This window comes from Stenotrophomonas sp. Iso1 (assembly GCF_027497995.1).
GTDB lineage: Bacteria > Pseudomonadota > Gammaproteobacteria > Xanthomonadales > Xanthomonadaceae > Stenotrophomonas.
The window spans coordinates 99,193-112,726 of the sequence record NZ_JAODBT010000005.1 but is presented as its reverse complement, the minus strand read 5'-3'; the positions used below and the strand labels follow the sequence as shown (position 1 = coordinate 112,726).

The window sequence follows — 13,534 nt, the reverse complement described above, 5'->3', positions numbered from 1 at the left end:
GAAACCACCGTAGTGGTGTGCATGCATGTGGTTGGTGTGGCGATGCTGCTGTCGCTGTGGCGCCTGCTGCGCGGCCCGACCGTGCCCGACCGCATCCTTGCGCTGGATACGCTGTCCATCACCGCTATCGCCGAGCTGATGTTGTTTGGCCTGTATCTGGATTCGGCCATCTACTTTGAGGCAGCGCTGGTGATCGCCATGCTCGGTTTCGGCAGCACGGTGGTGCTGAGCAAATATGTGCTGCGTCGGGACATCGTCGAATGATTACTTTCCTGCAGATTGCGTTGTCGGCACTGCTCGTGTTCGGCTGCTTCTTCATCCTGGTCGGCGCACTGGGGCTGGTGCGCTTTTCCGATTTCTTCAAGCGCCTGCATGCACCAACCAAGGCCAGCACGCTGGGCGTGGGCTGCGTGCTGGTGTGCTCGGTGGCGTACCACATCTTCCTGGGCGTGGACCCGCAGCCACGCGAACTGCTGATCACCGTATTCCTGTTCATCACCGCACCGATCAGCGCCCACCTGATGGCCAAGGCCGCGCTGTCGCTGATGATGGAAAGCCGGCCCGAGCCACCGACCAAAAAGAGCGCCGAAGCGGACCCGCCGCAGCCCTGATGCTGCGCAGGCGTCTGCCTTGGGAGCGGCTTAAGCCGCGCAGCATGCGCCCTTTCAAAACAGCTGAATTCGTCTAAAGGCAGCCAGCCACGAGGGCAAGTACCTCGATGGCTTCACAATGCAGGCCATCGCCGCTGCGCTCAATACAGCAGCGCCAACTCCAGGCCAACCCATGCCAGGAACGCGACGAACAACACGCCGCCTTCGCCACGGGTGATCTTCAAATCGCCGCGCAGCATCGGGTACAGCATCAGTACAAAGACGATGGCCGCCGGCAGTTCCAGCCGCACGAACGAGGCCGGCAACGGCATCGGCCGCAGCGCCGCCATGCCCCCCACCACCACCAGCAGATTGAACAGGCTTGAACCAATCACGTGGCCCACCACCATGTCGCCCTGGCCACGACGTGCCGCCGCGATGGCCGCAGCCATCTCCGGCAGTGCGGTGCCGATGGCCACCGGCAACAAACCCGCCAGCAACGGCGACATGCCCCAGCCGGCACCGATTACCGGTGCGGCCTGCACCACCCAGCGCGCGCCGTAATACAGCACCACGGCGGCAATGATCAAGCGAATGATGTTCAACCCGAGCACGGTGCGGGTTGTGGCGTAGTTGGCAATACTTTCCTGCAGTTCGACCGGTTCGCGGCGCGCACGCGACAACAGGAACGCCAGCACGGCGACAAAGCCCAGCAGCAACACGATGCCTTCAATGCGGCTGATGGCGCCGTCCAGGCCAAACACGATCAACGCCAGCGACGCCACCGCCAGCAACACCAGCAAGGGCGACAACAGCCGCGTACGTACCACCAGCGGGTAAGCCATTGCCGCCAGGGCCAGGGTCAGGCCGACGTTGACGATGTTGCTGCCTACCGCGTTGCCCAGCGCCAACTCCTGCGCCCCCACGGCAAACGCGCGCACATTGACCACCAGCTCCGGCAGTGACGTGCCGAACGCCACCAGCAGCAGGCCGGCGACGAAGGGCGAAGCGCCGAAGCGTTGTGCCAGACCCGAGGCCGCCTTGACGATGGAGTCACCGCCCAACGCCAGCAGTACCAGCCCCAGAACAAACCACACGATTGCTTCAAACATCACACGTCTCTCCCGGCGACGGCGGCACGAACGTCTTGATCACGTCGCACCAGAATGGGTCTGGCAAAGCGTATCAGCCGCAGCCTTCGACGTAGTCCACCTGCGGTGGCACGCCCACCCGCCATGCGCTGGCCTTGCCGTCGGCGCCCAGCTCGAACACCAGCACGCCCCGGCTGCCATCGGCTGCCGGCACGCGCAGCACTTTGCCGCCTTCCACGTACTTATGCGGCTGCGGCGCCTCCGCCTGCGGATACAGCGCCTGCAGCTGTGCCAGATCCAGCCCCACCTTGCCGCCCCCCGGCGCTGCGATGTCGGCCGTGCGCAGGTCGTAGCGAACGAAATGCCCGGACTCGATCATGAAGGCCACGCCGCCCTCGCCCTGCCCGACCGGTTGCAGGTAATAGCAGCCGCCATCGGCCGCAGCATCGCCCTGCAACTCCGAGCCCCATGCCGTGACCAGTTGTTCGGCATCCACACCCAGCTGTGCGGGGCCATAGCCTTGCCAATCAGCATCACTTGTGGCGACGGTCCCGGCGGCGGGCGCCGGAGCGGGAGCGGCCTCAGGAGCCGGTGCCGTCTGCGGCGCAGCGACGGGCTCTGGCGTGCGGTTGCACGCGGCCAGCAGGGCAACCAATACGGTCAAGGACAGTGCGGTGCGGGTCATGCGGCGACTCCAGAGGGAAACCGGGCCGAGTCTAACCACAACCCTGTCGTTGGCGTGCCAGTTGTCATCGTGCTTTCACCTGCGCCCAGCAGGCTGGGGCCCCCGCGCTGTCGCCTCGTCCGATCATGCATCCGCGCAAGACCGAACTCGCTCATACCGTGCTCCAAGCCCACCGGGCCCCGCTGGACCTACGCCAGCGGCGCGCGCTGATCCTGTGCGACGGCAAGCGCAGCCTCGCCGAACTGAGCGTGCTGCTGGGCACCGATGCTCCCACGCTGATCACACAACTGCAGCGCAGCGGTTACCTGGATACCGATGACGCTAGTACCGCGCCGCTCGTTGCGACGGTGGCAACCCCAGCGCCCCCGGTCGAGCGCCGCCGCTCGATGGTGGCCGCACGCATCTACGTGCTGGACATCCTGGCGCTGCAACGCAACCCGACCGCTGCGCAGTTGCATCGCGTATTGCAGGCCACGCGCGAGGAAGAGGACACCATCAATGCGCTGCAGCTGGCACTGGCACACCTGCCGGCCCTGACTTCCGAGGGCTACGCGCAGCGTGTACGCGGGCGCCTGCAGGAAGTATTGCCTGAGGCGCATCTGGCAGCGGTGCTCGATAACGCACCGCTGCCGGTTTGATCACCCCTTGGGCGGCGTGAAGTTGTCGCGCAGGCCACTCCAGCAGGCCTGGTAGCCACGCTGGCGATGCGTGGCAGCGATGGCCTGCTCGGTCGGGCAGATCACCCCGCGCGTCTCGAACATGAACGCCATGGTTTCGGTGATCACGTCCGGCTTGGACAAGTCCGCGTTGGACGCCTTGTCGAAGGTGGCCGCATCCGGTCCGTGGCCGCTCATGCAGTTGTGCAGCGACGCGCCACCGGGCACGAAGCCTTCGGCCTTGGCGTCGTAAGCGCCGTGGATCAGGCCCATGAACTCGCTGGCGATATTGCGGTGGAACCACGGCGGCCGGAACGTGTTCTGCGCCACCAGCCAACGCGGCGGGAAGATTACGAAATCCAGATTGCTGGTACCGGGCGTGTCGCTGGCCGAATGCAGCACCAGGAAGATCGACGGATCCGGGTGGTCATGGCTGATCGAACCGATGGCGTTGAAGTGACGCAGGTCGTAACGATACGGCGCGAAGTTGCCATGCCAACCCACCACATCCAATGGCGAGTGATTGATGTCCGCACGCCACAGCCGGCCGTGGAACTTGGCGACCAGCTCGAACTGGCCTTCCAGGTTTTCGTAAGCGGCAACCGGCGTTTCAAAATCACGCGGATTGGCCAGACCGTTGCTGCCGATCGGCCCCAGATCGGGCAGCTTGAGCAGCGCGCCGAAGTTCTCACACACATAGCCACGCGCCTGCCCATCCGGCAGATCGACAGCAAAGCGCACGCCGCGCGGGATCACCGCAATCTGCTGCGGTTCGATATCGATCACACCCATCTCGGTGCGCAGACGCAGGCGACCGAGCTGCGGCACGATCAGCAGTTCGCCATCGGCGTTGTAAAAGTAGCGGCCGCGCATGTCGGCATTGGCCGCGTACAGGTGGATGCCAGCACCGGCATGCGCCTCGGGCCCGCCATTGCCGCCCATGGTGTACAGGCCTTCGATGAAATCGGTAGGCGCGGTGGGCAGCGGCAGTGGATCCCAGCGCAGCTGGTTGGGCGACACTGCGGCGTGGCTGAAATTGCTGTGTAGTTGCGGTTGCTCGAACGGCGTGAACTCGCCGTGCATCACCGCCGGACGAATACGGTACAGCCAGCTGCGGCGATTGCTACCGCGCGGCGCGGTGAACGCGGTACCGGTCAGCTGCTCGGCATACAGACCATGCGCGACGCGTTGCGGCGAGTTGCGCCCCACCGGCAAGGTGCCGGGCACGGCCTCGGTCGCGAACTCATTGCCGAAGCCAGATTGATAACCGTTGCTGACCATGCTGGTTGCCTGCCTGTATTTTGCTTTTTAAAGCCCCTCTCCTTGCGGGAGAGGGGCATGGTCCTACAGCCCGTTACGTCTTACAGCACGCCACGCTTCATCTGGTCGCGCTCGATGCTCTCAAACAGCGCCTGGAAGTTACCTTCGCCAAAGCCTTCATTGCCCTTGCGCTGGATGATCTCAAAGAAGATCGGGCCAATGCAGTTGGTGGTGAAAATCTGCAGCAGCTTGCGCTGTTTGGTTTCCGGGTCGGCATCAATCAGGATCTTGTTCCGACGCAGGCGCGGCACGTCTTCGCCGTTGTCTGGAATGCGCAGATCGACCACGTCGAAATAACTGTCCGGCGTGTCCAGGAATTCAATGCCCTGCTCGCGCATTGCCTCAACGGTGTCGTAGATGTTGTCGGTGAAACAGGCGATGTGCTGGATGCCCTCACCCTTGTACGCGTCCAGATATTCGTTGATCTGGCTCTTCGGGTCGGACGACTCATTGAGCGGGATGCGCACGATGCCGTCTGGCGCGGTCATTGCCTTGGACACCAGGCCGGTCTTGGCACCCTTGATGTCGAAGTAGCGGATCTCGCGGAAGTTGAACAGACGCTCGTAGTAGTCCGACCACTGCTGCATGTTGCCCAGGTAGAGGTTGTGGGTGAGGTGGTCGATGAAGGTCAGGCCGAAGCCCTTCGGATTCTGATCGGCACCTTCCACCGGCACGTAATCGGCGTCATAGATGCTGCCCTTGTCGCCGTAACGGTCCACCAGGTAAAGCATGCAATCGCCGATGCCCTTGATCACCGGGGCCGGCACCGCACGCGAGTCGGCCAGCAGGGTGACTTCCTCGGCACCATTGCCCAGCGCGGCGGCCAGTACTTCGGCGGCCGGCTTCTGGAAGCGGATGGCGAAGCCGCAGGCACTCGGGCCGTGCTTGCCGGCGAAGTCGGCGGCAAAGGAGTCCGGCTCCTCGTTCACGAGAAAGTTGACGCCGCCTTGACGGTAGACGGTAATAGCACGCTGCCGGTGGCGAAGTACCGCAGTGAATCCCATGTTTCGGAAGTACGCATGCAGCTGGGCGGCCTGCCCGGCCGGCGCTGCGAACTCGACGAACTCAAAACCATCAATACCCATCGGGTTTTCGAAGGTGGTGACCTGCATGCCCAGGTTGGGTGCGTGGGTTGCAGCGTGGGTTTCAGTGTTCATGGGTTGCCTCCGGGAGCGTGACCGTCGCCCAAGGGCGGCGACAGGAAAACAGGGAGATCCGCGCAATTTTACGGATCAGTGTCGAAGGTTATAGTTTCACATGAAACCACCATCAAGGTGCACTGCAGCATGAGTTCTTCCGACTACAGCAAGTCCACCAGCATCCGGGCCTCAAATGTCCTGTTGGATCTGGAGCAATTCCTGCCCTATCGCATCAGCGTCCTGTCCAACCGGGTCAGCGGCAACATCGCCCGGCTCTATGGTGAGCGCTATGGCCTTGCCATTCCCGAATGGCGAGTAATCACCATTCTGGCGCTGTATCCGGGCTCCTCGGCCAGCGAAGTGTCCGAGCGCACGGCGATGGACAAAGTGGCCGTCAGCCGCGCGGTGGCGCGCCTGCTGGAGCGGGGTTTCATCAAACGCGAGACACACGGGGACGACCGCCGTCGCTCGGTGCTGGCGCTGTCGGCGGCCGGGTTCGAGGTCTACGAGACCATCGCGCCGATGGTCATCGAGATGGACCGCCGCTTGATGTCGGTGCTGACCGAGGAAGAGGAACAGGTGCTGGAGCGCTTGATCACACGCCTGGCCGAAGCGGGTCTATCACGCATGGCTGAAGGCTGACTCCGGCACCCTGGCCCATCACCGGGAGTGCGGAGCCTTGCTCCGCCGAAGCATCCCGATGAAGCGTCACGCCTGACGCGGTTCCACGGAAGGCGCGTTGCTCAGCTCAGGTGCTTGCGCCGCGCGTAGATCCACGGCGCGGCCAGTGCGGCAATGGCGCCACCGGCAAAGCCCAGCGCTGCCGCGACTGCCGCCGCTTCCACGCGGCCGGGCAGCGCCAGCGCCGCGATCAGCAGCAAGGCGGCGGGCAGGCCGATGAACGAGGTCAGGAAAAAGCGCCAGCGTGGCACCCAGGTGTGCAGCTGCATCAGGCTTGCGCCGCTCCAGGCCTCGCCCGCCCGGTCACGCCCGATTTTGTCCACCAGCCTGACCAGATCCACCTCGACAATGGACTTTCCGCTGCGTAGCCGCGCCAACTCGGCGCCAACTTCAGCCGGCTCAGGCCAGTTCGACGGCCAGGGTTCTGGCGCGCCCACGCCATACGCGGACAGTAGCGGCAGCGTCAGTGACGGCACCGACAGCGCGCGCAACTTGCGCTTGTCCAGTACACACCAGACTTGCGCCACGCCATCGCAATCGGCCAGATACAACGCCAACTGTTCCGCCGCCGGATACGGCAAGGCGGTGACGCGCGCGGCCAGGGTTTCCGCCCCCATTGCGCGCAGAAAGCCCACTCTGCCGCGCCCTGCATGCGCCCATGCCAAGCCGAGTGGTGACAGCAACATCACCTCGGCCAGGTCGGCATTGCCGGGGACCGAGCGATCATCACTGCCCAGATAGGCCGTTAGCGATTTGGGCTCAGCGACGTCGTGCCTGCCCCAGCGCTGTGAATGTCCCAACAGGAATTTGAGCGGTACTCGCGCTGCGATGGTTTCACCGCGCGCGCTGTCCGAGGCGAACGGCACCACCGAGGCAACAAAGGCGCGCAGCTCATTGCCCGGCGATGCGCTCCATTCCGACGGCAACAACCCGGCCAGCAGGCCGTTGCGGGCCAGCTGATCGACCTGTTCCTTCTGCTCCACCAGCCGCGTCACGGCCGCCTGCAACATGATGTTGGGTGGCACCGCGGCCTGCGGCAGGCGTGAATGCGGTTGCGCCGGCAATGCGTCATCAATGGCGGGAGCGTCGTCCAGCAATTCATCCACGGTCGGCAGGCTAACCCCGGCGGGATCGTGCACGAGGGATTCGTCAGTGCTGGAATCAGTGCTGGCAGCGGGCTGCATGGTGAAAGACGCCTTGGCCGGATGCAGAAGGATTGATTCGTTAGCGGCCGGGCGTCAGGGAAATAAAGGTTTGCAATCCTCTTTTGCCGCAGGCGTGGGTGAGAAGAGAACTGCTTGTGCTCTTCTGGTGTGCCGCCCGATAAGCGCTCGAAAGTTGAAAGCTACCTCGGCATTGTTCCAGGCAAGTTTTTGCCGTGCAGCGGCCACCGAATCAAGCGCCTCATGCCCTCTTGTGCAAGGCAAGGAAGCGAAGCCGGTACCGATGCCGATGCCGCACACAACAACGGCGCCCTGAGGCGCCGCTGTCTACTGCAGAACGGCCGCCTTACTTCGCCGGCGGCGCCCATTCCTTGAGGAAGGCAAAGAACTTGGTGCGGTCGTAACCCTTGCCCTTCTCCAATTCACCGGTGAACTGCGAGTGCAACAGTTGGCCTTCGCCATCCAGTACGAACAGGTGCGGGTAGCCCTTGATCGCCGGGAAGCGGGACAGGAACGCCCTGTTCTCGTTGTCCTCGCTGTAGTTGACCTTCATCCACACGTAGTTGGCATCGCGGAAGCGGCGGATCTCCGAATCGCCTTCCATGAAGGCGTCCAGCAGGTGGCACCACGAGCACCACTCGCCACCCACGTCCAACATGATCCGCTTGCCGCCGCGCTGGGCCTCGACCTTGGCCGTTTCCAGGTCGGCGGCCGGGTCACGGGCTGGGTCGAACTGCGCGTTGAGCCCCGCCACTGCGGCGATGTCCGCCGCAGTGGGGGTATTGCCCGATGCCACCGGCTGGCTGGTATCGGCCACCGGCGCTTTCTGTTCGGAAGTATCCAGCGGCTGCACCTTTTCCGGCGCCGGCGCTGGCGGCGGGTTGCAACCGGCCAGTGCCACGGTGAGCAACAGGGGAATCACGCCGAACAGAATTTTCATCATTGCTTCCTCACTTCACGCCATGCATCAGTTTCTGCACCAGCGGGGCGATCAGGAACAGCAACACACCGCCGCCGATCAGGATCCAGAAGCCCATCGTGTAACCGGCATGGGCCGACTGCACCGTCATGCCACCGGCGCCGCTGACGTGGCCGGCGAACAGACCGGCCAGGTTGTTGCCGATGCCGGTGGACAAGAACCAACCGCCCATCGCAAAGCCGACCAAACGCACGGGTGCCAGCTTGGTCACCATCGACAGACCAATCGGAGACAGGCACAGCTCACCGATGGACTGGATCCAGTACACCGCAAACAGCGTCCAGAACGGGATTTTGTTGGTGCCCGGGTCAAGCAGGCTGGACAGGGCGAACATCAGCAGCAGGAACGCCAGGCCGTTGAAGATCAGGCCCAGGCCGAACTTGCGCGGGATCGACGGATTGACCTTGCCCAAGCGCACCCACAGCCAGGCCAGGAGCGGCGCCAGGGTGATGATGGCCACCGAGTTGACCGACTGGAACCATGCGGTCGGGAAGGTCCAGTCACCGAACTGGCGGTCGACGATGCGGTCTGCCAGGAAGGTGAAGGAGCTGCCAGCCTGCTCGAAGAACATCCAGAACAGCACGTTGAAGGTAAAGATGATCAGCATCGCGATCACGCGGTTGCGCGCGACCTTGCCTTCGCGGACACCTTCGATCAGCAGCATGATGCCCAGGCCGATGAACATCACGGTCAGGATCACTTGCAGCACGTTGGCGCCGGCATTGAGCAGGCCGTACATCACCGGGATGGCAACCAGGCAGGCAATGGCGGTCTTGATGACCGGGCCACTGCCCTGCTTGTCCGGCAACGGTGCACCGATGCCCTTGAGGTGGCGGCGCTCAAGCTGGAACCACAACAGGCTCACCAGCATGCCGATGCCCGAGGCGATGAACACCATCTTGTAAGCCGGCATCGCATCGGTGCCGAATACCTTCTCGGCCAGGATCTGGGTGAGGATCGGCGAGATCATCGCACCCATGTTGATGCCCATGTAGAAGATGGTGAAGCCCGAGTCGCGGCGCTCATCATCCAGCTTGTACAGCTTGCCCACCATCGTGGAGATGTTCGGCTTGAACAGGCCGTTGCCCACGATGATCGTGGCCAGGCCCAGGTTGAACACCTGTTGGTTGGGGATGGCGATCATGAACAGGCCAGCGGCCATGATCACCGCGCCCATCAGGATCGAGCGTTGGTAACCAATGATCCGGTCAGCCGCGTAACCACCAAAGATCGCACCCGCATACACCAGCGCCAGGTAGGCACCGTAGGTGTGACTGGCCGATTCCTCGCCCGAGGCGTTGCCGCCGTAGAACTGCGACACGATGTACAACACCAGCGCCCAGCGGATGCCGTAGAAAGCAAAACGCTCCCAGAACTCGGTCATGAACAGCATCCACAAGGGACGCGGGTGACCAAGGGTGGTCTTGAACTCCGGCACAGGCGCCGGGGTTGATGCGGAATTCGGCGCGGCAGCGCTCATGCGGGTGTCCCCTGAAAGCAAGTAGGCAAATACGAAGAAGTCGGCCGGAACCGGCGCGACGGGCGAGGATCACAGAAGCGTCGGCTTCACGTCAAATCGACACACAATCGGCCAGACACCCGCCAAATGCGATGCTGCAATGCCGCAAATTCGGTCATTGCATGACATAACGCACTGAATGCGTTTGATTATCAGGTTCCTGCAGGCGCTGCGGGATCCGTACGGATGCTGGTACGCACTTCAAACAGCTCGGGGAAGAACGTCAACTCCAACGCCTGGCGCAGGAAGCCCACCCCGCTGGAGCCGCCGGTGCCGCGCTTGAAACCGATCACCCGCATCACGGTACGCATGTGGCGGAAACGCCAAAGCTGGAACTGGGTTTCCAGGTCCACCATGTCCTCGCACAGCGAGTACTCGCGCCAGTAGCGGTCAGTGTCCTGGTAGATGCCTTCGAACACCTGCCGCAACGCCGGGTCGCTGACGTGTGGCTGGGTCCAGTCGTGGCCTTCGTATGTGGCCGGGATGGGGTGGCCGAAGCGCGACAGGTAGGCCAGGAACTCCTCGTACAGGCTTGGCGCCTCCAGCACCTGGCGCAGTTGCGCCTGCCCGTCCGGGTCGTGAGCGAAGACGTTGAGCATGTCCGCGTTCTTGTTGCCCAGCAGGAACTCGATATAGCGGTATTGCAGCGACTGGAAGCCCGAGGACGGTCCCAGTACATCCCGAAAGCCCATGTACTCGGACGGGGTGAGGGTTTCCAGCACCGCCCATTGCTCGGTCAGCAGACGCAGTACCTGCTTGCTGCGCGCCAGCACCTTGCGGCATTGCCAGACTTCATCGCGCTGCAGGTGGGCCATGGCCGCACGCAGTTCGTGGGCCAGCAGCTTCAGCCACAGCTCCGAGGTCTGGTGCTGGATGATGAAGAGCATTTCGTCGTGGTGCGGCGGGTTGGACAACGGCTGCTGCGCGGACAGCAACTGATCCAGGCGCAGATAGCCGCCGTAGGTGAGCCGGCCCTGCAGGTCAGTGTGGATACCTGCTTCGAGCTCACGCTGGTTTTTTTCTACGGTCATCGGCCTTGCCATCTGCGCGGGGGCGCAAAGCGTAACGCAGGCCGATACCGGCACGGGAACCAGATGCAGTGAAGGGAAGCCGGCCGCGTTATGGCTTCCCTGGGAAGGCCCCTTTCCGGGCAAGGCGCGGAACCACTGCGCCACCGGCGTGCATGGCCTTCGATGACCGGCCCCTACCCGTCTCTTTCACCGAGGGTGGGGGAAGAGCCAAGCCGAGCAACCCGGAATCCGGAATCCGGAATCCGGAGAGCTTGCCCGGCCCCAATCCGAACGGCCGCCATACCCCACGCCCGCGCAAACAGAATCAGAACATTTGCAACGGCGACCGGCGCGACAATGCACCGGCCACGCCCAATCTGACTGAATACGTTGTGTTTGCTCAGCGAGCGCGTGACCCATGGAACCAAGCCAACCCTTGTACGGTCATTCGTGCTGCGCCGCAGGACGGCTTTTTCGGACTGAGTCCTTACCATGTGCAATTCCTATCATTTGAAACCATCTGTTCAAGGTGTTGATGCAATGACGGTTTCCGCCCAGTTCCAAATCGAATACCTGCAGTATCTGGATGCCGACGGCGCCCTTGTACGCAATGACCTCCCCGAGTCGCTGCGCGACCCCCGTGCGCTGCTGCCGATGTTCCGGCAGATGCTGGCCACGCGGGTGTTCGACACCAAGGCCGTGGCGCTGCAGCGCACCGGCAAGCTCGGCACCTTTGCCTCCTGCCTGGGCCACGAAGCGGCCCACGTCGGCATCGGCGCGTCGATGAAGACCGGTGACGTGTTCGCTCCCAGCTACCGCGAGTACGGCGCCATGTTCATGCGCGGCGTGCGTCCGCGTGACGTCCTGATGTACTGGGGCGGCGACGAGCGTGGCAGCGACTACGACCGCGACAGCGATGCCGTGCGCGATTTCCCGATCTGCGTGCCGATCTCGACCCAGTGCCTGCACGCGGCCGGCTCGGCACTGTCGTTCAAGCTGCGCGGCATGCCGCAGGTGGCAGTGACCGTCTGCGGTGACGGCGGCAGCTCCAAGACCGACTTCTACGCTGCGCTCAATTCCGCCGGCGCCTACAAGCTCCCGCTGATCCTGTGCATCGTCAACAACGGCTGGGCCATTTCGGTACCACGTTCGGCCCAGACCGGCGCTGAGACGCTGGCCCAGAAGGGCCTGGCTGGCGGCCTGTTCTGCCTGCAGGTGGACGGCAACGACCTGATCGCCGTACTCGCCGCAATGGAGCAGGCACGCGAGCGTGCACTGTCCGGCGAAGGTGGCACGGTGCTGGAGTTCCTCACCTACCGCCTGTCCGACCACACCACCGCCGACGACGCACGCCGCTACCGCGACGATGCCGAAGTGAAGGCAGCCTGGCTGAACGAGCCGCTGATCCGCCTGCGCAAGTACCTCACCGCACACGGCGTGTGGAGCGAAGAGGAAGAAAAGAACTGGATCACCGAATGCGGCACCCGTGTGGACGAGGAGGTCAACGCCTATCTCAACTGCCCGGTGCAGCCGGTCGAAGCCATGTTCGATTTCCTGTACGCCGATCCGCCGCCGGATCTGCTGGCCCAGCGTGCTTCTGCCATCGCCCTGGAGCAGCGTCATGGATGACATCAAGCGCGCCGTTCCCGGCACTTCGGTCAGCCATGACCACGGCACCGCCCACAGTGCGGCGAGCAACAGCGGAGAAACCACCATGACCGCCACTCCCATCACCCTTATCGAAGCCGTCACACAGGCGTTGGCATGGGAAATGGAACATGACTCCTCGGTGCTGGTGCTGGGCGAGGACGTGGGCGTGAACGGCGGCGTGTTCCGCGCCACCGCCGGCCTGCAGCAGCAGTTCGGTGCGCAGCGCGTGCTGGATACACCGCTGGACGAAACCACCATCGCCGGCCTCACCGTCGGCCTGGCCGCACAGGGCATGAAGCCGGTGGCCGAAGCGCAGTTCGATGGCTTCGTTTACCCGATGGTCGACCACATCATCTGCCACGCCGCACGCCTGCGTAACCGTACCCGCGGCCGTCTGCATTGCCCGATGGTGCTGCGCGTGCCGTGGGGTGGCGGTATCCGTGCACCGGAGCACCACAGCGAAGCCAACGAAGCCATCTTCACCAACGTGCCGGGCCTGCGCGTGGTACTGCCATCCAGCCCGCAGCGTGCCTACGGCCTGCTGCTGGCCGCGATCCGCGATCCGGATCCGGTGATCTACATGGAGCCCAAGCGCATCTATCGCCAGTACAAGGAAGTGGTCGCCAACGACGGCGAAGCGCTGCCGCTGGACGTGTGCTTCGTGCTGCGTGACGGCACCGACGTAACCCTGGTGACCTGGGGCGCACAGGTGAAGGAAGCATTGGAAGCGGCCGACAAACTGGCCGGCGAAGGCATCAGTGCCGAAGTCATCGACGTGGCTACGCTGCGTCCGCTCGACTTCGCCACCATCGCCGAGTCGGTGGCCAAGACCGGCCGCTGCGTGATCGTGCAGGAAGCCCCGAAGACCGCGGGCTTTGGTGCGGAGATCGCCGCACGCCTGGCCGAAGAGTCGATGTACGACCTGCTGGCTCCGGTTGAGCGCGTTACCGGCTATGACACCCACATCCCGCTGTTCCGCCTGGAGATGAAGTACCTGCCCAGCGTTGAGCGGATTGTGGCGGCGGCCAAACGTTCGGTAGCGGCGGGCTGA

14 protein-coding genes are annotated in these 13,534 nt (G+C 63.7%); 6 read left to right on the top strand and 8 right to left on the bottom strand.

Annotation, left to right across the window (positions count from 1 at the left end; translation table 11 throughout):
* The first annotated feature begins 21 nt into the window (after nt 1-21).
* Both PAN08_RS17235 and PAN08_RS17230 read left to right on the top strand, forming a co-directional pair.
* Nucleotides 22-264, top strand: coding sequence for a K+/H+ antiporter subunit F (locus tag PAN08_RS17235; RefSeq protein ID WP_232151176.1), 243 nt, complete (start codon nt 22-24; stop codon nt 262-264).
* Entirely contained in the window at nt 261-611 is a 351-nt protein-coding gene (locus PAN08_RS17230; protein ID WP_269792750.1) for a Na+/H+ antiporter subunit G, read from the top strand. The genes PAN08_RS17235 and PAN08_RS17230 overlap by 4 nt, the downstream gene beginning before the upstream one ends.
* A gap of 140 nt (nt 612-751) precedes the next feature.
* On the opposite strand, the gene PAN08_RS17225 is transcribed toward PAN08_RS17230, so the two are convergent.
* Together PAN08_RS17225 and PAN08_RS17220 are read right to left on the bottom strand one after the other, a co-directional pair.
* Nucleotides 752-1,705, bottom strand: coding sequence for a calcium/sodium antiporter (locus tag PAN08_RS17225; protein WP_269792749.1), 954 nt, complete (start codon nt 1,703-1,705; stop codon nt 752-754).
* Between the two features lie 70 nt (nt 1,706-1,775).
* Nucleotides 1,776-2,366, bottom strand: a complete 591-nt coding sequence (locus PAN08_RS17220; protein ID WP_269792748.1) for a lectin — start codon at nt 2,364-2,366, stop codon at nt 1,776-1,778.
* A 125-nt stretch (nt 2,367-2,491) separates the two neighbouring features.
* Here PAN08_RS17220 and PAN08_RS17215 point away from each other — a divergent pair, with 125 nt between their 5' ends.
* On the top strand, nt 2,492-3,004 hold the full coding sequence (locus tag PAN08_RS17215) for a hypothetical protein (protein WP_269792747.1): 513 nt from the start codon (nt 2,492-2,494) through the stop codon (nt 3,002-3,004).
* Here PAN08_RS17215 and hmgA read toward each other — a convergent pair whose 3' ends face one another.
* Both hmgA and hppD read right to left on the bottom strand, forming a co-directional pair.
* Nucleotides 3,005-4,303, bottom strand: coding sequence for a homogentisate 1,2-dioxygenase (gene hmgA / locus PAN08_RS17210; RefSeq protein WP_269792746.1), 1,299 nt, complete (start codon nt 4,301-4,303; stop codon nt 3,005-3,007). It abuts the gene before it with no gap.
* Between the two features lie 80 nt (nt 4,304-4,383).
* On the bottom strand, nt 4,384-5,454 hold the full coding sequence (gene hppD, locus PAN08_RS17205) for a 4-hydroxyphenylpyruvate dioxygenase (RefSeq protein WP_269792835.1): 1,071 nt from the start codon (nt 5,452-5,454) through the stop codon (nt 4,384-4,386).
* 174 nt (nt 5,455-5,628) lie between these two features.
* Here hppD and PAN08_RS17200 point away from each other — a divergent pair, with 174 nt between their 5' ends.
* Nucleotides 5,629-6,123, top strand: coding sequence for a MarR family winged helix-turn-helix transcriptional regulator (locus PAN08_RS17200; protein WP_057634639.1), 495 nt, complete (start codon nt 5,629-5,631; stop codon nt 6,121-6,123).
* Between the two features lie 101 nt (nt 6,124-6,224).
* Here PAN08_RS17200 and PAN08_RS17195 read toward each other — a convergent pair whose 3' ends face one another.
* The 4 genes from PAN08_RS17195 to PAN08_RS17180 form a co-directional block, all read right to left on the bottom strand.
* The gene (locus PAN08_RS17195; RefSeq protein WP_269792745.1) at nt 6,225-7,346 is read right to left on the bottom strand and encodes a hypothetical protein; all 1,122 of its coding nucleotides are present in this window, start codon (nt 7,344-7,346) and stop codon (nt 6,225-6,227) included.
* 325 nt (nt 7,347-7,671) lie between these two features.
* On the bottom strand, nt 7,672-8,265 hold the full coding sequence (locus tag PAN08_RS17190) for a thioredoxin family protein (protein WP_269792744.1): 594 nt from the start codon (nt 8,263-8,265) through the stop codon (nt 7,672-7,674).
* Nucleotides 8,266-8,275: 10 nt separating this feature from the next.
* Entirely contained in the window at nt 8,276-9,784 is a 1,509-nt protein-coding gene (locus PAN08_RS17185) for an oligopeptide:H+ symporter (protein WP_269792743.1), read from the bottom strand.
* A gap of 191 nt (nt 9,785-9,975) precedes the next feature.
* Nucleotides 9,976-10,854 carry a tryptophan 2,3-dioxygenase family protein gene (locus PAN08_RS17180; RefSeq protein ID WP_269792742.1) on the bottom strand — a complete coding sequence of 293 codons (879 nt, stop codon included), beginning with the start codon at nt 10,852-10,854 and terminating at the stop codon, nt 9,976-9,978.
* A 519-nt stretch (nt 10,855-11,373) separates the two neighbouring features.
* On the opposite strand from PAN08_RS17180, the gene pdhA reads away from it, so the two are divergent.
* Both pdhA and PAN08_RS17170 read left to right on the top strand, forming a co-directional pair.
* Nucleotides 11,374-12,462 carry a pyruvate dehydrogenase (acetyl-transferring) E1 component subunit alpha gene (pdhA, locus tag PAN08_RS17175; protein WP_269792741.1) on the top strand — a complete coding sequence of 363 codons (1,089 nt, stop codon included), beginning with the start codon at nt 11,374-11,376 and terminating at the stop codon, nt 12,460-12,462.
* The gene (locus tag PAN08_RS17170) at nt 12,455-13,534 is read left to right on the top strand and encodes an alpha-ketoacid dehydrogenase subunit beta (RefSeq protein WP_269792740.1); all 1,080 of its coding nucleotides are present in this window, start codon (nt 12,455-12,457) and stop codon (nt 13,532-13,534) included. The genes pdhA and PAN08_RS17170 overlap by 8 nt, the downstream gene beginning before the upstream one ends.